Source organism: Calothrix anomala FACHB-343, from assembly GCF_014696435.1.
GTDB classification, from domain to species: Bacteria; Cyanobacteriota; Cyanobacteriia; order Cyanobacteriales; family Nostocaceae; genus Aulosira; species Aulosira anomala_A.
Genome location: NZ_JACJQG010000032.1, coordinates 1 through 23,193, shown reverse-complemented (window position 1 = coordinate 23,193; position 23,193 = coordinate 1). Strand labels below are relative to the sequence as shown.

General features: G+C 42.4%; 14 protein-coding genes and 3 pseudogenes. 12 read left to right on the top strand and 5 right to left on the bottom strand.

Annotated elements, in window-relative coordinates; translation table 11 throughout:
- The first annotated feature begins 161 nt into the window (after positions 1-161).
- Both H6G08_RS18780 and H6G08_RS18775 read left to right on the top strand, forming a co-directional pair.
- Entirely contained in the window at positions 162-509 is a 348-nt protein-coding gene (locus tag H6G08_RS18780) for a hypothetical protein (RefSeq protein WP_242046199.1), read from the top strand.
- A gap of 11 nt (positions 510-520) precedes the next feature.
- Complete coding sequence (locus tag H6G08_RS18775) at positions 521-943, top strand: type II toxin-antitoxin system VapC family toxin (RefSeq protein WP_190545641.1); 423 nt, start codon at positions 521-523, stop codon at positions 941-943.
- A gap of 235 nt (positions 944-1,178) precedes the next feature.
- Here the strand turns inward: H6G08_RS18775 and dnaK are convergent, their stop codons facing one another.
- A complete protein-coding gene (dnaK, locus tag H6G08_RS18770; protein ID WP_190545639.1) occupies positions 1,179-3,083 on the bottom strand; it encodes a molecular chaperone DnaK in 1,905 nt (634 codons plus the stop codon).
- A 471-nt stretch (positions 3,084-3,554) separates the two neighbouring features.
- On the opposite strand from dnaK, the gene H6G08_RS18765 reads away from it, so the two are divergent.
- From H6G08_RS18765 to glsA, 6 genes and pseudogenes are all read left to right on the top strand, one after another.
- Entirely contained in the window at positions 3,555-4,547 is a 993-nt protein-coding gene (locus H6G08_RS18765; RefSeq protein ID WP_190545637.1) for an ADP-ribosylglycohydrolase family protein, read from the top strand.
- A 71-nt stretch (positions 4,548-4,618) separates the two neighbouring features.
- Positions 4,619-4,963 (top strand): annotated as a pseudogene (locus tag H6G08_RS18760) (Rpn family recombination-promoting nuclease/putative transposase); the annotation flags it as partial.
- Positions 4,964-5,190: 227 nt separating this feature from the next.
- The gene (gene iscB / locus H6G08_RS18755) at positions 5,191-6,474 is read left to right on the top strand and encodes an RNA-guided endonuclease IscB (RefSeq protein ID WP_190545711.1); all 1,284 of its coding nucleotides are present in this window, start codon (positions 5,191-5,193) and stop codon (positions 6,472-6,474) included.
- 73 nt (positions 6,475-6,547) lie between these two features.
- A pseudogene (locus tag H6G08_RS18750) lies at positions 6,548-7,039 on the top strand (Rpn family recombination-promoting nuclease/putative transposase); the annotation flags it as partial.
- A gap of 161 nt (positions 7,040-7,200) precedes the next feature.
- Complete coding sequence (dusB, locus tag H6G08_RS18745; RefSeq protein ID WP_190545633.1) at positions 7,201-8,256, top strand: tRNA dihydrouridine synthase DusB; 1,056 nt, start codon at positions 7,201-7,203, stop codon at positions 8,254-8,256.
- Between the two features lie 35 nt (positions 8,257-8,291).
- Positions 8,292-9,206, top strand: a complete 915-nt coding sequence (gene glsA / locus H6G08_RS18740) for a glutaminase A (RefSeq protein ID WP_190545631.1) — start codon at positions 8,292-8,294, stop codon at positions 9,204-9,206.
- A gap of 268 nt (positions 9,207-9,474) precedes the next feature.
- On the opposite strand, the gene H6G08_RS18735 is transcribed toward glsA, so the two are convergent.
- The gene (locus H6G08_RS18735; RefSeq protein WP_190545629.1) at positions 9,475-11,100 is read right to left on the bottom strand and encodes a hypothetical protein; all 1,626 of its coding nucleotides are present in this window, start codon (positions 11,098-11,100) and stop codon (positions 9,475-9,477) included.
- Between the two features lie 630 nt (positions 11,101-11,730).
- Between H6G08_RS18735 and psaA the strand changes: the two genes are divergently transcribed.
- The gene (psaA, locus tag H6G08_RS18730) at positions 11,731-13,989 is read left to right on the top strand and encodes a photosystem I core protein PsaA (RefSeq protein ID WP_190545627.1); all 2,259 of its coding nucleotides are present in this window, start codon (positions 11,731-11,733) and stop codon (positions 13,987-13,989) included.
- A 179-nt stretch (positions 13,990-14,168) separates the two neighbouring features.
- The gene (gene psaB / locus H6G08_RS18725) at positions 14,169-16,394 is read left to right on the top strand and encodes a photosystem I core protein PsaB (protein WP_190545625.1); all 2,226 of its coding nucleotides are present in this window, start codon (positions 14,169-14,171) and stop codon (positions 16,392-16,394) included.
- A gap of 168 nt (positions 16,395-16,562) precedes the next feature.
- On the opposite strand, the gene H6G08_RS18720 is transcribed toward psaB, so the two are convergent.
- From H6G08_RS18720 to H6G08_RS18710, 3 genes are all read right to left on the bottom strand, one after another.
- The gene (locus H6G08_RS18720; RefSeq protein WP_190545622.1) at positions 16,563-17,624 is read right to left on the bottom strand and encodes a DUF1350 family protein; all 1,062 of its coding nucleotides are present in this window, start codon (positions 17,622-17,624) and stop codon (positions 16,563-16,565) included.
- Between the two features lie 291 nt (positions 17,625-17,915).
- Positions 17,916-18,593, bottom strand: a complete 678-nt coding sequence (locus tag H6G08_RS18715) for a sugar transferase (RefSeq protein ID WP_190545621.1) — start codon at positions 18,591-18,593, stop codon at positions 17,916-17,918.
- 219 nt (positions 18,594-18,812) lie between these two features.
- Positions 18,813-21,023: a GUN4 domain-containing protein gene (locus H6G08_RS18710; RefSeq protein ID WP_190545619.1), complete on the bottom strand. Its 2,211-nt coding sequence runs from the start codon at positions 21,021-21,023 to the stop codon at positions 18,813-18,815.
- Between the two features lie 794 nt (positions 21,024-21,817).
- On the opposite strand from H6G08_RS18710, the gene H6G08_RS18705 reads away from it, so the two are divergent.
- Positions 21,818-22,438, top strand: a complete 621-nt coding sequence (locus H6G08_RS18705; RefSeq protein ID WP_190545617.1) for a pentapeptide repeat-containing protein — start codon at positions 21,818-21,820, stop codon at positions 22,436-22,438.
- Positions 22,439-22,870: 432 nt separating this feature from the next.
- Positions 22,871-23,193: pseudogene (locus H6G08_RS18700) on the top strand (photosystem II q(b) protein); the annotation flags it as partial.

The window sequence follows — 23,193 nt, the reverse complement described above, 5'->3', positions numbered from 1 at the left end:
GCGCCTTTGCGTGAGACAAAATTATTTATACAATAACTCGACTAGCTAAAAATCACTTTAAGTGCGATCAGCAATGAAAAATTGCGATCGCCATAATTGAAAATTCAGTACGGTAAAATTAAAAGAAAAACGCTCGAAGTGTTTGAAATATGGCGCTCAATGTGAATGTAACGCAATCTCAGCCAGCCATCAACCCCAAAGTGACACTCCTAGTAGAAACCCTCAAAAATGGTGGGTTTGCTGCATCTATATTTGAATTTCCTAACTTTAGAGTCGAAGCAACAACTAAAGAAGAAGCGATCGCTCAACTCCAAGCTACTTTTTTAGAGCGAGTCAGCCACATCGAAGCTATTTCTTGGGATGCACCGCTTTCTGTGCCACCATCTACCTGGATGCAATTTGCTGGTATATTTCAAAACGATCCAGATTTTCAGGAAATCATGGATAAAATTCGCGCAGAGCGAACCTCAGATGATGAAACTGAAGTCGATCCCTCATACTACTTGTAGAGGTTGGTGACTTGTCTCGATATATTCTTGATACCGACCATGTTTCCCTAATTCTTGGCAATCATCCCCAAGTTATTGCTAACGCTTCCTTACATCAAATTGCTGTCACGGTAATTACAGTTCAAGAACTTTTTAACGGCTGGATTGGTAAAATTAATGAGCCGTCTTCAGTGCATAATCTTCCCGCACTCTACTCAAAGCTGTGGACAACCGTCAAATATCTGCAAACAGTTGAGATCCTAGATTTCACACTAGAAGCTGATGAATGTCTCAAACAACTCCTGAAAGAGAATCCTCCTCTGCGGAAAAATCGATTGCAAAAAGATATGCGAATAGCTGCAATCGCATTATCTCTTAATGCCACAGTTGCTACCCGTAACCAACGAGATTTTGCTTTAGTACCCAGATTAGCGATCGTAGATTGGACGCTGTAATCAGGCTTCTCAATTACATTACAGCTATTTTCAGGTAAATAGGCCACGCTGTAGGGGCACGGCATCGACAATCTTTTGGTACATAAAATAATTTTACTGGTGCCGTGCCCCTACGACAGATGTGGTTCAAATAGGTGAAAACTGCTGTAAATAAAAAAATTCCCACCCAAGCATTAACTTGGATGGGTAATAGGGGGTAAGGATGCGATCGCATCCCCACCAATCGCTATGAAAATTATTTGCTTTCTGTGAAGTCAGCATCAATCACATCATCACCGCCGCCAGAGGGAGGAGTGGGGCCGCCATCACCAGCACCAGGCGCACCAGGCGCAGCACCACCAGCTTGTTGATAGATGTTGCTACCAACTGCGAATAATGCTTGTTGCAATTCTGGTGTCAGCTTCTTAATTTGCTCATCATCTTCCTTAGCTACAGCCTCGCGTAGATCTTTCACCAAACCTTCAACTTTGGTTTTGTCAGCAGCAGGAACTTTATCACCTAATTCTTGCAGTTGCTTCTCTGCTTGGTAAGCCAAGGAATCAGCTTGGTTCTTGCGTTCAATCTTCTCACGACGTTCCTTATCAGAAGAAGCGTTTTGTTCAGCTTCTCTCACCATGCGGTCAACATCGTTTTTATCTAGTGTTGAAGCACCAGTGATGCTGATGGATTGTTCCTTACCTGTACCTTTGTCTTTTGCAGTTACGTTAAGGATACCGTTAGCGTCGATGTCAAAGATAACTTCAATTTGAGGGACACCCCGTGGCGCTGAAGGAATACCATCTAAGCGGAAGGTTCCCAGACTCTTGTTATCGTTTGCAAATTCCCGTTCACCTTGAAGAACGTGAATTTCTACATTGCTTTGACCGTCAACTGCTGTGGAGAAGACTTCAGATTTCTTGGTAGGAATTGTGGTGTTACGAGGAATAATCTTAGTCATTACACCACCCAAGGTTTCAACACCCAAAGATAATGGTGTTACGTCTAACAACAAGATACCAGTAACATCACCAGCTAATACCCCAGCTTGAATAGCAGCACCAACAGCTACCACTTCATCGGGGTTAACAGTTTGGTTAGGATCTTTACCCAACAACCGCTTCACTAACTGTTGTACTGCGGGAATCCGGGTAGAACCGCCCACGAGTACCACTTCATCGATATTGTCTTTGGTTAGCTTGGCATCTCTGAGAGCGTTTTCTACAGGGATGCGGGAACGGTCGATTAAGTCCGAGCAGAGTTCTTCAAACTGAGCGCGGGTTAAAGTTGTATCCAGGTGCTTAGGCCCGTCTTGAGTAGCGGTGATAAATGGTAAGTTAATTTCCGCTTGGGTAACGCTGGAAAGCTCAATCTTCGCTTTTTCAGCAGCTTCAGTTAAACGCTGTAAGGCTTGTCTATCTTTGCGTAAATCGATACCTTCTTCCTTACGGAACTGTTCAGCTAAGAAGTCAACAATTTTCTTATCGAAGTCGTCACCACCAAGGTGAGTATCGCCAGATGTTGCTAGTACTTCAAATACGCCATCACCAACTTCTAAGACAGATACGTCGAAGGTACCACCACCAAGGTCAAATACGAGGATGGTTTCGTTACTCTTCTTGTCAAATCCGTAAGCGAGAGAAGCGGCTGTAGGCTCGTTGATAATCCGCAGAACTTCAATACCAGCAATTTTACCAGCGTCTTTTGTAGCTTGGCGCTGAGAGTCGTTAAAATAAGCCGGAACAGTAATTACAGCTTGTGTAACAGTTTCGCCCAGATATTTACTAGCATCTTCAACTAGTTTGCGCAGAACCTTAGCAGAAATTTCTTCAGGAGCAAATTGTTTACCAGCCCCAGGAGAGTCTACCTTAACGTTACCGCTACTGCTGAGTACTTTATAAGAAACTTCTGTAGCTTCGTTTGTAACTTCATCAAAGCGGCGACCAATAAAGCGCTTTACAGAGTAGAAAGTGTTTTCTGGGTTCATCACCGCTTGGCGTTTAGCGATTTGCCCTACCAAAGTATCGCCGTTTTTCGCAAATGCTACAACAGATGGTGTTGTCCGAAAACCTTCTGCGTTAGCAATAACCGTGGGTTTACCACCTTCCATGACTGCTACGCAGGAGTTTGTTGTACCTAAGTCTATTCCAACTACCTTTGCCATTTTAACTGCTGGCTCCGTATAACTACAAATGAATGAGATTTATTAAGGTCTAAATTTTTGAACCAACTGTGTTGATTAATGCAGCCAGTTCAGCATGAATACCTTTGGTGGGGTTTTTTGGGGCATGAGACCCAATACTATGCTGATATATATACTGAGCTTATGTAGTCAGTTCATTAAAGGGGGTTTCCCGAACCTGTTGAGGGACGGTTCAACTTGACGATGCATTGAGTTGGCTCATGGATTAATTCGCTTGCACACTGTACTAATGTATGAGAATTAATACTTTCAGGAATTGGGGCGAACCGTAAAATCAAAGTGGGGTTTGCCGTCTTTATAATGTTTGTCAGTAGTTAGTGGTCAGTTGTCAGTTGTTGAGAAGTCAATGGTCAATGGTCAATAGTCAATGGTCATTTGTGATTAGTCTTTTTTGTCGGTTTATTCACTGACTGTGGGTGGGGAAAAAATTGTATGCGTCGTGCTTCTGGATGTTTATTTGGGCTGGCTTTTGGTGATGCTTTGGGTGCTGTGACGGAATTTCTCAGCGTTGCAGAAATCTGTCGTCGCTTTCCACCTAAGGGGCCCCAAGTACCAGAAGGGAATCCAGCACCGGTGACAGACGATACGCAAATGACTTTAGCTGTGGCGCAGGCGTTAATTGAGGCTGACTCAGCAAACTGGAATGTAGGTAGTTTAGAAGTAGCGCTCAGACGTAACTTTATTGAGTGGTTGAATAGTCCAGATAATAATCGTGCGCCTGGTATGACTTGCTTGGGGGCTTGTAAAGCTTTAGCAACTGGGATACCTTGGCAGGAAGCAACTAGGGTAAATTCTAAAGGTTGTGGTGCAAATATGCGGGTTGCGCCTGTGGGTTTGTTGGGATTAGATGGGACAACTCGTGCAGCTATTTCTCAATTTCAAGCTGCATTAACACATGGTCATCCTACAGCTTTGGCTGCTTCTGATTTAACTGCAACTGCGATCGCAGATCTGATTCAAGGCGGCGATCCACAAAGTTTACCTTCCCGACTTTACAAATATGCCCAGAGTCAGCGCTCAGTTTATCATCATGATTGGCTAGGTTCGCTTTGGCAACGTTCCTACATCAATACACCAGAGGAATTTATTAGTCGTGGCTGGGATGAATGTCTAGCTGTACTCGATCGCCTTAACAATGCATTAGCTAATCCCAACCGCGAAGCCGATCCTTGTTTAGCCACAGGTGATGGTTGGGTAGCAGAAGAAGCATTTGCTACAGGTTTATTATGCTTTTTACTGTTTCCGGAAGCACCATTAGCTGCAATACGTCGCGCAGCAGTTACAGCAGGTGATTCTGATTCTATTGCTTGTTTAACTGGGGCGTTTGCTGGCGCTTATTTAGGTATGGCTGCTTGGCCGGAAGATTGGGTAACTCGTATTGAATACCGCGATCAACTCACAGCAATAAGTAAACTGTGGGATTGAATTTTTTTGTTGTCAATTTAACAGCGTAAAAGCGGTAAAATCGCAAAAGCGCAAATTTCAGCCCAGCCAGAGTGAAAACTGACAGCATCTTTTATCGCCTTTTTCAAGAACTACCAGAAATTTTTTTTGAATTAATTGGAAACCCTCCCGAAAATGCAAAGGCTTATCAATTTTCCTCTGTGGAAATTAAGCAGACTGCATTTCGGATTGATGGTGTTTTTCTTCCAATTCAAGGAGAACAGAATCCGATTTACTTTGTGGAAGTTCAATTTCAACCTGACGCAGAAATTTATTCGCGCCTAGTTTCGGAGATTTTTCTATACTTACGTCAAAACCAACCGAAAAATTCTTGGCGGGGAGTAGTCATTTATCCAACGCGAAGTCTAGATATATCAGATATCAATAATTACAGTCAGACACCCCAGCCCTTTAGGGCGGGGCTTGAAAAAGCCCATCTGACCAGCCTAAGTCTTAACTGACTACTTTAGTGGCAAGAGTTTAAGACCTACCAGGGGATGCGTAGCTAGTCCCCTGCGCTAGAACCAAATTGTTAAACATCTGTATAAGGGTTAAGGAAGTGCAATTTGGATAGTACAGACCACTAACATTGGCGAAGCTAAAATTACCCGAAAGGAGGCACTTTATGTGCAAAGTTTTTGTAATTGATACGAACAAAAGACCACTAAATCCAATACATTCAGCACAAGCAAGACAATTATTAAGAAGCAAAAAAGCAGCCATTTATCGCCGCTTTCCATTCACACTTATTCTTAAAGAATCTTGTCCAGATGTACCCGTAGCACCACTGCGATTAAAGCTTGACCCTGGCGCTAAAACCACAGGTATAGCATTAGTTAACGATGCAACTGGCGAAGTTGTTTTTGCTGCTGAATTAAAGCATAGAGGTTTTGCGATTAGAGACGCTTTGATTTCCAGAAGGCAATTAAGACGTGGCAGAAGAAATCGAAAAACCCGTTACAGAAAGCCAAGATTTCTGAATAGAACTAGACCACCAGGATGGTTAGCACCTAGCCTGATGAGTCGGGTTCACAATGTTGAAACATGGGTAAACAGATTGCGTAAATTTGCACCAATCACAGCGATTAGTACCGAATTAGTCAAGTTTGATATGCAATTAATGCGTAATCCTGAAATCGAAGGCAAGGAATATCAGCAAGGTACATTAGCTGGATATGAAACCAGAGAATATCTACTTGAAAAGTGGAATCGGCAATGCGCCTATTGTGCTGTCAAAGACGTACCTTTACAGATTGAACACATTCACCCATGTTCTAAAGGTGGGTCTAATTCAATCACAAACCTTACATTAAGTTGCGAAAAATGCAACATCAAAAAAGGGACTAAAGATATTAAGGATTTCCTCAAAAAAGACCCTACTACGTTACAGAAAATCTTGGCACAAGCTAAGAAAGCATTGGCTGATGCAGCAGCAGTTAATGCTACTAGATACAAGCTTTTAGAGGTTTTGAAAGCTACGGGTTTACCCGTTGAATGTGGCTCTGGTGGTTTAACAAAGTTCAACAGAACTAGGCAGCAATTAATCAAGACTCATTGGATTGATGCTGCTTGTGTTGGCAAATCAACACCAACATTAAATATCAAAGGTATCAAACCATTGTTGATCACAGCTAATGGTCACGGTAATCGCCAAATGTGCGGTACTGATAAATTCGGTTTTCCGAGTCGTCACCGCACAAATAAACAAATCCATTTTGGTTTTCAAACTGGAGACATTATTAAAGCGGTTGTTACCAGTGGCAAAAAAGTTGGCGAATATGTTGGACGTGTTTTGTGTCGTGCCACAGGTAGTTTTGATATCGCTTCCAAGACCGGAAGAATTTCAGGAATTAGCCATAAATATTGTTCAGCGATTCATAAAAAGGATGGATATAGTTATGCTTTTTGAAGCAATCTTGACGGCGAATAAATACGCAAACGAGCCTTACCCCCATGCATGAATGCAGGGGCTTCCACGGCGCGAGGACTTTGGTGAATTATTCACCAGTCAGCGTATCAGTCGGATCTATCTGGATGAATTAGGTGAAATAACATCATTACCAGTTGGTATTGCTACTATTAAATTAGTTCTGGAAGATAAAGATACAGCAATTGTAAGTGCTAGGGAATTAATCAACAGAACCCAACAGGAAATTAACACCGGATCAAAACAGCGACAGTTACTAGAATTGATAGAGACAATCTTAGTTTATAAGTTTCCTACTATGAGTCGAGAGGAGATAGAGAGTATGTTTGGTTTAAGTGAGTTGAAGCAGACAATAGTTTATCAAGAAGCAAAGCAGGAAGGTATTGAGGAAGGTAGACAGAGAGGTATTGCAGAAGCGAATTTAAATGCTATCTCTGGAATGCTAATGTTAGGTTTGACAATTGAACAAATTACCCAAGCTTTGAATTTGGATATTGAACAAGTGAGAAATGCTGCACAACAAGCAAAAACTCAGAATGATAGATAATTGATCGTCGTTAAAATCTCTGACTAGACTTATACAACAAGGAAAATTATTACCCTCACAGCAATAAGTGTGATGTGACTAAAATTATCGAAAATTTGGCGATCGCTAAATTCGTATTTTAATTAAGAAATATCAATAATTTGACGTTTTGGATTATTTATATGCTTACTCTCTCTCCTAGTCTGCAAGCTAGACTTTCTCAACCTCTGAAAATTGGCTCCTTTGAAGTCAAAAGCCGAGTTTTGCAATCGCCTTTATCTGGAGTCACAGATTTGGTATTTCGCCGTTTGGTACGTCGTTATGCGCCAGATTCGATGATGTACACGGAAATGGTAAATGCTACGGGGTTGCACTATGTGAAACAGTTACCGAAAATTATGGAGGTAGACCCCAACGAACGACCAATTAGCATACAGTTATTTGACTGTCGTCCAGATTTTTTAGCAGAAGCTGCAGTCAAAGCTGTTGCTGAAGGTGCGGATACTGTTGATATTAATATGGGTTGTCCGGTTAATAAAATTACCAAAAACGGTGGTGGTTCTTCGCTGTTACGTCAGCCAGAAGTTGCAGAAGCTATTGTGCGGGAAGTGGTGAAGGCTGTTGATGTCCCAGTAACAGTTAAAACTCGTATTGGCTGGAATGATAAAGAAATTACAATTCTTGATTTTGCCAAACGCATGGAAGACGCTGGCGCACAAATGATCACTGTCCACGGACGCACTCGTGCCCAAGGATACAATGGTAATGCACGTTGGGAATGGATTGCCCGTGTAAAGGAAGTACTTTCTATTCCAGTGATTGGCAACGGGGATATATTCTCTGTAGAAGCGGCGGTGAAATGTTTAGAACAAACTGGTGCTGATGGGGTAATGTGTTCTCGCGGAACTTTAGGTTATCCGTTTTTGGTGGGAGAAGTCGATCATTTCTTGAAAACTGGAGAACTATTAACGCCACCGACTCCGATTCAGCGTTTAGAATGCGCTAGAGATCATTTACAAGCTTTGTGGGAATATAAAGGCGATCGCGGTGTTCGTCAAGCCCGTAAACACATGACTTGGTATGCTAAAGGTTTTGTCGGTGCTGCTGACTTGCGGGGACAGTTAAGTTTAGTGGAAAATGTTAATCAAGGTTTAGATTTAATCGATCGCGCCATTGAACAATTGACTAAGGGTTATGAACCGGAAGTAGATACAGAATCTAACTTCGCAATAGTCTAAAGTTCATAGCCAATTATTTTGAATCTGTACTAATTTTGACAAGACTTTCAGCAATAACCACTACAGAATTATCAACTTGGGTTGAGCAAGCTAAATCCCATGTTCATCGCGGACGAGTAGCCGATCGCACTCCGCGATTAAATATGGCTAATCCTTATTGGTTTGCGGTTCACATCTGTTGTGTCACGGGACAAAATTACAACGTTGGCGATACAGATTGTGTATTCCCACTCATGAGTGTAGTTAAAGCGTTTTCACTACTCTATCTGTTAGAAACTTTCGGTGCAGAGAAGGTTTTGCAATGGGTAGGCGTTGAACCATCACAAGCACCGTTTAATTCCCTAGATCAATTAATTGCCGATCGCGGTTACCCCCGCAATCCGATGATTAACAGTGGCGCTATTACTTTGGCTGCTAAATTACCAGGCGATAATGCTAGCGATCGCACTCAGCGTTTTTGTCAATGGCTAAACCAATTAGCTGGTTGCCAGCTAAAGTTAGATGAATTAATGCTAGCTTCAGTTCGCTTAACACGTTCGCCAGCAAATCAAGCGATCGCTAATTATTTAGCAGAAACCCAATATCTCGATAATCCAGAAATAGTCCTTGACACTTACGAACAAATATGCTGCTTATCGGGAAAGGTAGAAGACTTAGCTTTAATCGGCAAACTCTTAGCAGTGAGAGATGGGATGATATCACCAAAAAACCGCCGAATAGTTAATGCTGTAATGTTAACCTGCGGATTATATGAAGCATCTGCTGAGTTTGCTGTCAAAATTGGTTTACCAATGAAATCTGGCATAGGTGGTGGACTGTTAGCAATAATACCAGGCGCAGGAGCGATCGCTTGTTACAGCCCAGCCTTAGATACCGTAGGAAATCCCGTAGCAGGATTAGCATTTGTCGAAACCTTAGCACAGCAGCTAGAGTTGAGTATTTTTGGCTAAAACTGAGAGAATTAGTTTTTTGCTTACCTGACATACCATTCGCAAAATTAGCCTAAGGGACTTCCAAATAAAAAATATTCCAATCATTAATCTACCAAACCCGCAACTCGTAGGGGCGGGGTTACCCCGCCCCTACAATTTGGCATAATTTATTTTTTGGAGTTCCCTAAACAATAATGTATGAAGCCTGCTTTGGCAGGCTTTGTTCAATTAGCCGCACCCTTCTAGGGTGACGGCGGAATTTCGGGCGCAGCGAGAGATATCGCCCTTAATTAGGTGTAGACGGCTCAACAATTTCTGGTGTTGTAGGCGCTACACTCGGTGATGTTTGAGGTGTAGGGCGTGGGCGACGCTGAAAATATTTGCTTAATCGCGTTGTTAAAGGCTGTTCTACCTCTGGTTGCGGCGACTCTGTAACAGTGGGTGTTGGTGTTACCTCTGGTTGCGGCGACTCTGTAATAGTGGGTGTTGGTGTTACCTCTGGTTGCGGCGATACTGTAACAGTCGGTGTTGGTGTTACCTCTGGTTGCGGCGATACTGTAACAGTCGGTGTTGGTGTTACCTCTGGTTGCGGCGACTCTGTAATAGTGGGTGTTGGCGTTACCTCTGGTTGCGGCGATACTGTAAGAGTCGGTGTTGGTGTTACCTCTGGTTGCGGTGATGCTGTAACAGTCGGTGTCGGCGTTACCTCTGGTTGCGTTGGCGACGCGCTAGGAGACGGTGTAACTACAGGAGTAGGACGACGCTGGAAATATCCGCCAGATTTTGGTTTTTCTCGTAACTGAGTAGCTTCAGGAGTTGGTGTTATTTCTGGTTGTTGTTCTATTATCGGTTCTGGCTGCTGCAATTCAGCTGGCTGTGTTATCGGTGTTTCTGGAACCTTAACTTCTGGAGTTGGCTGTGGTTCTGGTGTGGGTTCTGGTGTTGGTACTTTAGCAGTATAGTTTGGGTCTACAATGCCACGTACCTCATCTGCTGTCAATTCTCCTCTCACAATTCTCGAAAGCGTATCTTTACCATTAGGCTGGTAATTAATTATTCCCACTGTGGTATTGAAGACATTTTTCACAGGATTACCCTGATTATCCAGAAATTCCAGTTTTACCCAATTTTTACCTGGTTTAAAACCTTTGAGGTAAACAGCTTGCCAACGATCCAAAATGAAGCTTTCACCATTAATCGTGCAACGAATCCGCCAATCACTGAGATTATCCTTGGGGTTGTCTTGCGCTAAAAGGTGTAGAGGGGCATTAGTCAGGTAAAAGTCCAGTAAGATAGGTTCTGCCCCATAATCACCTTGAGGAATGCTGTAAGTTAACAACGGTAGAGACGGATCGGGGTTGTTATCTTCAGTTTTGGTAACAATATGAAATTGTATCTGAGCATAAGCACCTTCATTTTTAAAACTTTCATCCCAAGGGCGCGAGGCAAAGACACGCAAAGTATGAGTACCTGGGGCTAAGTCTGATAACACCAGGGGCTGATTTAAATCATAAACAGGTATATAAGGCTGATTATCAAGAATTACATGCAGATGATTCCCTAATTTCAGTTCTGGGTTCTTAAATATGGGTAAATCCTTCACCTGCAAGCGGACTGTAACTTGATTTTCTTGCAGGACTTCCTCGGCTTTTGGTGTAATTATAGTCACCTGTGGCTGGTAGACTTCCAAAGCTGGGCGTAATTCTTGAATTGTATCGGGTGGGGAAACTTCCGCAAACTCTTTGGCAATCTGTTGCGACTTACCCGTATCACCCAAAGATACATCTTGGCTGACAGCTTTTTCACCACACCCTGCCAAACTCAAGATGATTAACAATGTCATCAGCAATTTCACCATAGGGAACCTCCGGGGGAGGAGATTCTCTAAAACTTTTTTCTGCCAAGAGTTCATGCCTTCTACCCAGCGATGTCTTCAAGAACTGCCAAATTATTTTGGCTCAAACTGTCCATAGGGAACTATAGCCCAAAATTTTTACTGCTGTATCCATGTTGAGAAAAGGCCAAGGTAGCAGTGGACTAAGAAAGTCCGAACTGTAGACGGATAAATTTACATCAAGTTCCGCCGTTACTACCGATGTTACCTCTGCTTCCCTGACTCGCCAGGAAAAACAAATTTAGCATTCGCCATTTCGGGCGACATACCATGAACATGCCAATTATTTGAGAGTTTTTTGCTAATCGTAATTTAAGGCTAACAGTAGCAAGCGCAACAGTCAAAAGCCTTACTGTACGACAGCAACCTATAATTTTTACGAATTGTGTTTGTTTGTAAATTAAATGAATAATCTATTGACTTTTTGTCCATTGTTTTGAAGTTCAAAGGCAGATTGGACAGATATTCTGGTGATTTTGAATTATTGTTAAATTATCTCCAACAATGTACAAGTTAAGACTTTATAATTCAACAGAAACAAACTTCCACATCGGGTCTTCATCGCCCCCCAGAATTTTCTGGAGGATGCGGTAATGGTTTACTTTGTGGTTTCCTGATTCCTCATTCCTTATCTAGAGAGGAGGTCGAATGACGATTAGTCCTCCGGAGCGAGAGGAGAAAAAAGCAAAAGTAATAGTCGATAACGATCCAGTACCTACCTCATTTGAGAAATGGGCACAACCAGGTCACTTCGACAGAACTTTAGCTAGAGGTCCCAAAACCACCACATGGATTTGGAACCTACATGCCCTCGCCCACGATTTTGATACACATACAAGCGATCTAGAAGAAATCTCCCGCAAGATATTTGCTGCCCACTTCGGTCACCTAGCCGTAGTGACCATTTGGTTGAGCGGGATGATATTCCACGGCGCTAAGTTTTCCAACTACGAAGCTTGGTTAAGCGACCCTCTAAACGTTAAGCCCAGTGCGCAAGTAGTTTGGCCAATTGTTGGACAAGACATTTTAAACGGTGATGTTGGCGGTGGCTTCCACGGTATTCAAATCACCTCTGGCTTGTTCCAAGTATGGCGTGGCTGGGGTATTACCAACTCCTTCCAGTTGTACTGTACTGCCATCGGCGGCTTGGTATTAGCAGGCTTATTCCTGTTTGCCGGTTGGTTCCATTACCACAAGCGCGCTCCCAAACTGGAATGGTTCCAGAATGTGGAGTCTATGTTGAACCACCACCTACAAGTATTGTTAGGTTGCGGTTCCTTGGGATGGGCTGGACACTTAATCCACGTGTCCGCACCGACCAACAAGCTGTTGGATGCAGGGGTAGCTATCAAAGATATCCCCTTGCCCCACGAGTTCATCCTGAACAAAGGCTTGTTGACAGAGCTTTATCCCAGCTTTGCTAGTGGTTTGGCACCTTTCTTCACCTTGAACTGGGGTCAGTATGCTGACTTCTTGACCTTCAAGGGTGGTCTTAACCCAGTAACAGGCGGCTTGTGGCTGACAGATATCTCTCACCACCACTTGGCGATCGCTGTACTGTTCATCATTGCAGGTCACCAATACCGCACCAACTGGGGTATCGGTCACAGCATTAGAGAAATTCTCGAAAACCATAAAGGTCCTTTCACTGGTGAAGGCCACAAAGGTCTTTACGAAAACCTGACAACTTCTTGGCACGCTCAGTTAGGCACTAACCTTGCCTTCTTGGGTTCCTTGACCATCATCATCGCGCACCACATGTACGCGATGCCACCCTATCCATATTTGGCAACTGATTACGCTACACAGTTGTGTATCTTTACTCACCATATTTGGATTGGTGGTTTCCTAATCGTTGGAGGCGCTGCTCACGCGGCTATCTTCATGGTTCGGGATTACGATCCAGTTGTGAACCAAAACAACGTACTGGATCGGGTGATTCGTCACCGGGATGCGATTATCTCTCACTTAAACTGGGTTTGTATTTTCCTCGGCTTCCACAGCTTTGGACTTTACATTCACAACGACACAATGCGTGCATTGGGTCGTCCCGAAGACATGTTCTCCGATACAGCAATTCAGTTGCAGCCAGTATTTGCGCAATGGGTACAAAATATCCATGCCTTAGCGCCTGGTTCCACTGCACCTAATGCCCTAGAACCGGTTAGCTACGTATTCGGCGGTGGTATTTTGGCTGTAGGTGGTAAAGTAGCAGCTGCTCCCATTGCATTGGGTACAGCAGACTTCTTAATTCACCACATTCATGCTTTTACCATTCACGTAACTGTCCTCATCCTGCTCAAGGGTGTGCTGTTCGCTCGTAGTTCTCGTCTGATCCCAGACAAGGCTAACTTGGGCTTCCGCTTCCCTTGCGACGGTCCTGGTCGTGGTGGTACCTGCCAAGTTTCTGGTTGGGATCACGTATTCCTCGGACTATTCTGGATGTATAACTCCCTGTCAATTGTAATTTTCCACTTCAGCTGGAAGATGCAATCTGATGTATGGGGAACAGTAGACGCAGCAGGTGATGTAACTCACATTACTGGTGGTAACTTTGCCCAAAGTGCCATCACAATCAACGGTTGGTTGCGTGACTTCTTGTGGGCGCAAGCTTCACAAGTAATCAACTCCTACGGAAGTGAACTGTCTGCTTACGGACTCATGTTCTTAGGCGCTCACTTTGTATGGGCATTCAGCTTGATGTTCCTGTTCAGTGGTCGCGGCTACTGGCAAGAATTAATTGAGTCCATCGTTTGGGCGCATAATAAACTGAAGGTAGCACCATCTATTCAACCTCGCGCTTTGAGCATCACTCAAGGTCGGGCAGTAGGTGTAGCTCACTACCTCTTAGGAGGAATTGCTACTACCTGGGCATTCTTCCACGCACATATTCTTTCAGTAGGATAGCAATCAGCGAATTGAGGGTTTTGGTGAGGCAGCTTGCTCTGGGAATAATCCGCAAAGAGCAACTGCCAAACCAGGAAAGATTTGAGATTTAGCCCAAAATCAAAAATCTATACCAAACATCTAAAATCCAAAATGAAGCTGAAACCTGATGGCTAAAGGTCAGAGGAATTATCACACCTATGGCAACAAAATTTCCAAAATTTAGCCAGGATCTCGCACAGGACCCGACTACTCGTCGGATATGGTATGCGATCGCAACAGGCAATGACTTTGAAAGCCATGATGGCATGACTGAAGAAAATCTTTACCAAAAGATTTTCGCCACTCACTTCGGTCACTTGGCAATCATTTTCCTGTGGGCTTCCAGCCTCCTGTTCCACGTAGCCTGGCAAGGTAACTTTGAAGAGTGGATCAAAGATCCCCTTCACATCCGTCCCATCGCTCACGCAATTTGGGACCCCCACTTCGGTAAACCAGCGATCGAAGCCTTCACCCAAGCTGGTGCTAGTAATCCTGTAAACATTGCTTACTCTGGTGTTTACCACTGGTGGTACACCATCGGTATGCGCACAAACAGCGAACTGTACGCAGGTTCAGTTTTCCTACTACTGTTTGCAGCCGTACTACTGTTTGCAGGTTGGTTGCACTTGCAACCCAAGTACCGTCCTAGCCTAGCTTGGTTCAAGAATGCTGAATCTCGCTTGAACCACCACTTAGCTGGTTTGTTCGGCGTTAGCTCTCTGGCTTGGGCTGGTCACTTAATCCACGTTGCTATCCCCGAAGCTCGCGGACAGCATGTAGGTTGGGACAACTTCCTCAGCACCGCTCCCCACCCAGCAGGGTTACAACCCTTCTTCACTGGTAACTGGAGTGTTTATGCCCAAAATCCTGACACAGCAGGTCATATTTTCGGCACATCTCAAGGTGCAGGTACTGCAATCCTGACTTTCTTAGGTGGTTTCCATCCCCAAACAGAAGCTCTGTGGTTGACTGACATTGCTCACCACCACTTAGCGATCGCTGTACTCTTCATTGTTGCTGGTCACATGTACCGTACCAACTTTGGTATTGGTCACAGCATCAAAGAAATGATGAATGCCAAAACTTTCTTTGGCAAACCTGTTGAAGGGCCGTTCAATATGCCTCACCAAGGTATATATGACACCTACAACAACTCCCTGCACTTCCAATTAGGTTGGCACCTAGCTTGCTTGGGTGTAATCACCTCTTTGGTAGCACAACACATGTACTCCCTGCCTTCCTACGCATTTATTGCTAAGGACTACACTACACAGGCAGCGTTGTACACCCACCACCAATACATCGCCATCTTCTTGATGGTTGGTGCTTTCGCCCACGGCGCTATCTTCTGGGTTCGTGACTACGACCCCGAACAAAACAAAGGTAACGTACTAGACCGTGTTCTCAAGCACAAAGAAGCGATTATCTCCCACCTCAGCTGGGTGTCTCTCTTCTTAGGCTTCCACACTCTAGGCTTATACGTTCACAACGACGTAGTAGTTGCTTTCGGTACTCCTGAAAAGCAAATCCTAATTGAGCCAGTATTTGCTCAGTTCGTCCAAGCAGCTAATGGTAAGGTACTTTACGGATTGGATGTACTGTTGTCCAACCCTGATAGTATTGCTTACACAGCTTATCCGAACTACGCTAACGTCTGGTTACCTGGTTGGTTAGATGCTATTAATGCTGGTACCAACTCCCTCTTCTTAACAATTGGCCCTGGCGATTTCTTGGTACACCATGCGATCGCTCTTGGTCTGCACACCACCACCTTGATTCTCGTTAAGGGTGCTTTGGATGCCCGTGGCTCCAAGCTGATGCCCGATAAAAAGGACTTCGGTTATGCATTCCCTTGCGACGGCCCTGGTCGTGGCGGTACTTGCGATATCTCTGCTTGGGACGCTTTCTATCTAGCTTTGTTCTGGGCATTGAACACAGTAGGTTGGTTAACCTTCTACTGGCACTGGAAACACCTGGGTGTTTGGCAAGGTAACGTTGCTCAGTTCAACGAAAACTCCACCTACCTCATGGGCTGGTTCCGTGACTACCTCTGGGCTAACTCCGCTCAGTTGATCAACGGTTACAACCCCTACGGCGTGAATAACTTGTCTGTTTGGGCTTGGATGTTCCTATTCGGACACTTAGTTTGGGCAACAGGCTTCATGTTCCTCATCTCCTGGAGAGGTTACTGGCAAGAGTTGATTGAAACTCTAGTTTGGGCACACGAGCGCACTCCTCTAGCTAACCTAGTTCGCTGGAAAGATAAGCCCGTTGCACTCTCAATCGTTCAAGCTCGTTTGGTTGGTTTAGCTCACTTCACCGTTGGCTACTTCGTAACCTACGCAGCCTTCCTAATCGCTTCTACTGCTGGTAAGTTCGGTTGATCTGGCTAGTAGTTTTGTAGGTGATTAAAAAAAATCCCTCGCCGCAAGGTGGGGGATTTTTTGTTGGGATAGTAAAAATATTAAATTTTATTTTTATTAATGGGAAGGATAAAGAACGGGCGAACAACAGATTAGTAGTAAGTAATAATCAACCTACATCAGACTAGATTAATTTCTTAAACTTTGGAATAATTGAATTACAGGAGATTCAAACTCTGCATATCTTTTTTGTATAGACTCAATCAAGGGGATATTATCGCTAAAATCGGGAAAATTTATAGCAACATTACCCAGTTGAATCCCTAATGGTCTTAAATGTCCACCTTTTAAAACTACCTTAAAACCTGCAGGTGGTTTTTTACAATCATTTTCAAACCACTGACAAGTTGATAAAGCTAGTTTATCTGTTTGAAATGAATTTAACCCCAGAAGATTAAATAAATTAGCATAAGTAATTAAACTAAAAGTTTCTGCTGGGGTAGGTTTGACATTTAAACCTAAATTAATCACTACACCTGCTAAAGGATTGGGAATAGCACTTTCCAAACCTGTATTTACAGGAGCTAATAATAAAGAGGGTTGATTCTTAATAAAGATGCTGGTAATTTCAACTTCTTTTTTTAACTCTTGGTAGTTAGGTTCTCGCTTGATATAATATTTGATTAATTTGATAGCTTTTTCCCGCTTTACTTGTAAATCGTCAATCAGAATTAACAAGTCTTTAACAATACTTTCAGTCTTATTCTCAATTTTTACTTGAGAATCGGTTGGCTTGGCTGTTGTTTGCACTACAAATGCAATAAATTTCTTAAGTTCTTGAAGATCCTGATAATATTGAGGTTCACTAGGTTTGCTAATCGTAGGTAAAGCACTAAAAGCTTCTAAAAGAGCAATATATTTACAGCCAATACTATGACCTATCCAAGAAAAATTTTGGTCGCTGAGATAGGGTTTATAATCATAACCAGCAAATATTGCTCTTCTGACAAGTTCTGGCATAATTTCATACTGTTCTCTGATTAAAAAGCCAGACTCGGCATAATGATCGAAAGTAAAATTAAATGGCAAAATAACAATTGTATAACCATCATTAAATAATCGTTGCAGTAGAGAACGATAGAACAGCATCGGCCAAAATGTGCCAAAGAAAGCACCGCCAATAAATTGAATTACGCCTTGAGGTTTTGGATGTAGAGCCACCCAACTATGAGAAATCGGTTGAAATTTCATCTTTAAATGATATAAATTTTCTATTTTGCGAAAGCGGATAAATTTTAACTAATAATTTTCTATTTGTCACCTGGGTTGTTAGCCCTCAGTAAATCCTATTTAGGTATCTGCAAAACCTTAATTAAGGAAGTTGACTATATTCCATACTTGCAAGCTAGTCTCTCATTGAAAATATCTCACAAGCAAATATGAAAATCTCTCTCTTCTCTATTCCCTAGTCCCTATTTATCTAATTTAAAGGCGCGACGATCGCGCCCATAATTGATATTTTTCATTGACTAGATTATTGTTTTAAAATGCCCCAACTCTAGCAAAAATGACATAGATTGTTTTGATAATTAAGTATAAATCATATAATGGATGCCAATTATCTTGATACTTTAAATCTAAGTCAACTATTTGCTCAAAATTGGTTACTTGAGAACGTCCATTAACTTGCCATTCTCCTGTCAAACCTGGTTTAACATTTAAACGCTGCCAATGCTTTTGTGTATAGTGAATAACTTCATCACCTGTAGGTGGACGAGTACCAACTAAGCTCATATCATTGAGCAACACATTCCAGAATTGTGGTAGTTCATCCAAACTGCTACTTCTTAAGAAGCGTCCAACTTTAGTGATTCTAAAATCGTTTTTGTTTTTAAATATTAAACCATTAGCTTCGTTATCAACTAAAGATTTTAATTGTTCAGCTTCACTCACCATTGAACGGAATTTATAGAGCCGAAATGGCCTTCCTTGTAACCCGTAACGTTCTTGAGCAAAGAAAATTGGCCCTGGACTATCGATTTTAATAGCGATCGCAATTGGCACAAATAAAATTGCTAAAATACATAGTCCCACCAAACTCCCCAAAATATCTAACAGGCGCTTAAATTTAGACTGTACTGAGGGATGAGGAGTTAATTCTGATTCCCATAACGTCAAAGAAAAATCTGGAGAAATGCGTTGTAATTGGGTGTACTGCATTGTTAGCCCTCAAGTCACAAGAGTATGATTACTGATATTTTTGCTATGTTTATACAAATCACTTGCTGTAAAATCAAGAAAGTTCAGTATATTTTGGGATACAGTTGTTTTTGAGTAAATTCCAGGAAATTAATTAACGTTAGTAGGTTGTTTCTTAGCCTCATACTTCACCCTGATGAATTGTTTTGATAATTAGCGAACTACTTTATATATCTGCGTTTAGATAGAACTGCCGTTTTTACAAGTTTCAATGCGTCTAAACAGAGCAACGCATAATTCCCACCAATTAGCAGTTGCGATCGCACTATGCCATTCCCACACTCCTAACACTTTGACACGCCAAATCGGTTCAAAAAAACCTACATAAGGTAGATGTCCCATAGGTGCATCCCCCTCCCAGGTGAGACTGTTATAATCAAGCCAGTAATCTCGCAAGCGCCAACCAACACGATTTGCAAAGTCAATGCAAGTTTCAGACGCAGCAACTTTGGCACTACCAATCATTAAAGCCAACATAGGATCGGTAGCAGCACAATCTTTAATACCCTCCCAGATACGACTCTGAACGCTGAAACCGAAGCGTCCATGACTATAACTTACCCAAAGTTTGTCAATAGTATAAAGGTCTTTACAAGGAATTTTGTTGATTGTATCAATGTCCAAATATGGCTGTTTTTCAACTACCTTGAGGATGAGATTTGTAGTTTCTCGATCTGCTTCTTGCCATCTTTGAGCTTGCAGTAAATCGCGTAAATAAGCGTAATCAATCCCCACTTCAGAACTTAAATCATCAGGGGGATAATTATGAATATTTTCCGCTTTTTCTTGCATATTTTCTGATGAAAATATAGTTTTACCAGGTAAAACTTCAATGATTCCCTGAGAACCAGACAACCAAAAATATAATTGGATATCAGTTTGGGCAAATTCTACTTGTAATTGAGTAATCCAAGCAGCTGCGGTGAGTCCACTTGCTTGTATTCCTTGATTTAAAGTTGCTAACAGCGTATTTGCAAATTTTTCCCTATTTTCAGGTGATACAGCCGCCGCAATTAAACATTGTCCTGCATCTAATCCTAATTGCAGTTCTTCTAGCCAATCCCGTAGCGATACTTTCCCGCCACCATTTTCTATGGGACAATCTAAAATAATAATTTGTTGCGACTGACATCGGCGTAGTTGTTTTTTCAACCATGCGCGATTGATTGTGACTTCATCAGACAATAATAATATAGCTTCGCCTTGTTCTGTCTCTTGAATTTGCCCTCGCAAATATAATAAAACTGTTGCTATTGTGTCTATGTTAGGAGAATTAGTAGTTAATTCAGCAAAAGATTCCGCAAGTAAGCATTTTTGAATCGCTTTGCGCACATTTGACTGGGAATTGTTACCCCTTATAGTCCAATAATTGACTGCAAAACTACCAGCAGTGCTGAGTATTTTACTTAAAGATAGGGAGGCTTGACTTTGATCCAATCCTTCTACAATTAATGCTTGTCGTGGATGTCGTGAGGCGGGAATATTTTTCGGTTTAATTCCTAAAATGACTTCGCCAACTCCTTCTACAATGCGCTTAGGAGTTTGTGAAGGATATTCAGGATGGATAGAATTATCTCCCCTTCCTTTTTTTAGTTGATTAATTACTCGTAGTTGTTGATTAGCTTTATCTATATATGTCAGTGTTTGGTGATAAACATAGCGATAAAGTCCATCAGCTTCGATAATGCCTTGAGAATCAGCAGCTTCTCCTTTTAACCCGCGAATTAAGTAATATGTAAATACTCCATGTCCTAATTGGGGAAATTCCCAAGATTGCTGAGAGCGATCGCAAGATAATAAAGCATAAAATCCTTTCCGTTTGGCGGCGCGTTGTCGGAGAATTTCCACCAACTCTGGTGTCGGGTTAAGCTGCGGATCTACTTCGCCTCTTGCACCTAACAGCGTCATCCCTCCACTATGACAAGCATCTAATATTAATAATTGTTGCTGGGCAGAACAATTTTCTAACAGTTGCAAAACTTCCTGCAACTGTAAACCAGTATCTATTAAGTTTGATTTTTGTGTATCTTGTAAACAAAGTATTACTTGCTGCGTCGATGGCTCTAGCATCCCATGCCCAGAGAAATAAAATAGCACAGTGTCAATCGGTTTAGTCACTGCCGCAATTTCTCTGAGACTGGTAAGAACATTTGCTAACTTTGGCTGTTTAGAAGCGAAATCGTTATATATTATTACCTCTTTTTGAGGAAAAGCTTGTGTTGCAGCATGTAAAGCTTCACCTAACCCCTGACAATCTAAGGCTGAATATTGCAAACTGGGTATTTCTTCATCTTCATATTGGTTTACACCCACCAATAAAAGCCAAAGCTTTGCCACACCCGTTTCTAGGGCATGAGTTGAGTGACTAGTACGAACCCCAACTGGACACATCTAAGCAGCTTTAAGAAAGAAACTATTTCCTTAAATATACGTAAATTTGGTTCAGTTAGTTCCCTGGGTAGGGGATATTTTCGCCGATTTGACACTCTCCGCCGTTCTACGGCGGAGATTCTTGGTTCAACGAGTCCACTTAAATTAGACCCCTTGCGGTATCTAAAAAAGAGGTGGTTCTCTCCCCAAGCTTTAACTTCCGGTATGCCCTACCGTAGTTGCATTACTAAGGCAGTGCGTTGCTGGTTTCCAGTATTGTGCAAACTGCCGTGCAAAATTTGTTTGAGTTAAATGCTGGTCGTCTAGCCCCATGAAGATTTTACCTATTCCTGGGCAGGAACTAGAACTATGGAATAGAACCCCATATCTTCAATTGTCAAGGTACAGCGTCTACTTGTTAGGTAGCAATAGGGTTTTTTAAGTGGTTAATTACCCTTCCACATACCCTATTCTACCAAAAGCCGTCCTATAAGGACGGGGTTTTAGACCCAAATTTTCGATAACTGAGAAATTGTTGCTTATTTGTAACGGAATTGTTATATTTCTTTACATAAAGACATGTAAAGTATCTATATCTGGCATCAAAGTGAACGAAAAAAGCGATCGCTAACTCGTCACCTTGAGCAAAACGCCTATCGTTGCTGCTCAAAACCACTACTGCCAAGCAAATTGTTAAATAGCTTGAAGATTACTGCAGTGTCTTACCCAGCCACACCAACAAGCTATTTACAGCAATTTTCACTCACATAGTCTAATTTTTGAACAATTATTCGAGATTTGGGAGGGCAGGCTTGATGGATGTTGATGAACTTCTCAAAAGCTACAGTGCAGGAGAGAGAAATTTCACTCAAGTAAGCCTGCACTCAGCCAACTTGAGTGAGGTATGTTTAGCAGGAATCAATTTAGCTAGCGCTAATCTGACTCAAGCGACTTTATCTCAAGCAAACTTGCAGGGAGCAAACCTGATTGAAGCCAATTTAACAGCAGCTTCCCTGTGGAGAACCAACTTAAGTCAAGCAAATTTAATCTGGGCTAACCTCAAGGCTGCTAACCTGATTCGGGCTAACCTGACTCAAGTTGACTTGCACAAAGCTTCCTTATTCCAAGCAGATTTAAGGCTAGCAAATCTGCGTAATGCCGATCTGAGCGGCGTAAATTTGGCTGGTGCTGACTTACGTTATGCAAACCTCAGTGGTGCTTTTCTCGCCGGAGCAAATCTTAGAGGTGCAAACCTGACTGGCGCTAACTTAAGCAGAACAGATTTAAGTCACGCCATTCTCACCAAAGCCATCTTCTTTAAAACCGATCTTCGTTACGTTGATTTTACAGAAGTGGATCTGACAGGTTTAGATTTAAGTTACTGCTTCGTGAGTAGAGAAAGCCTACCAATACAAGACTTTCTGGAAGTGGGATAAACTCTGCTGTCTGCCAATTTATAAACATTTTTGAGAGACGTTACAAGTAACGTCTCTCAAACTTATGAAGACTAACTTGAAAATGGGCATTGGGCATGGGAAAGACAGATTTTCATGCTTGGTTGTGCCAAAACCTGGCGTGAATGGCTAACTTGAAAGATTTATTTCTTCCTTGTCTCCCTTGTCTTCCTTGTCCCCCTTCCCTTCCCTACTCCTTCATACATGGCGATGAAACAATTTTCATCGAGACAACCTTCTAGCCTCTGCCTTTCCTCAGTCACAATTCAGACTATTAGATAAGCAAAACTAATTAAGTGTATTAATTTTACAAATATATCAGCCCTTGATTAATTTTTGTAAAGCAGTGTAAAGTAACATTACAGACGCAAACGAAACGTCTGATTTATACATACCAAACGCATTCATACAAAAATGACAGCAACTCTACAACAGCGCTCAAGCGCCAACGTATGGGATCGCTTCTGCGAATGGATTACCAGCACCAACAACCGCCTATACATCGGTTGGTTCGGTGTGTTAATGATCCCCACCCTATTAGCCGCAACCGCTTGCTTCGTAATCGCCTTCATCGCTGCACCTCCAGTAGACATCGATGGTATCCGCGAACCAGTTGCAGGTTCTTTGATTTACGGAAACAACATCATCTCTGGTGCAGTTGTTCCTTCCTCCAACGCTATCGGTTTACACTTCTACCCCATTTGGGAAGCAGCTTCCTTAGATGAGTGGTTGTACAA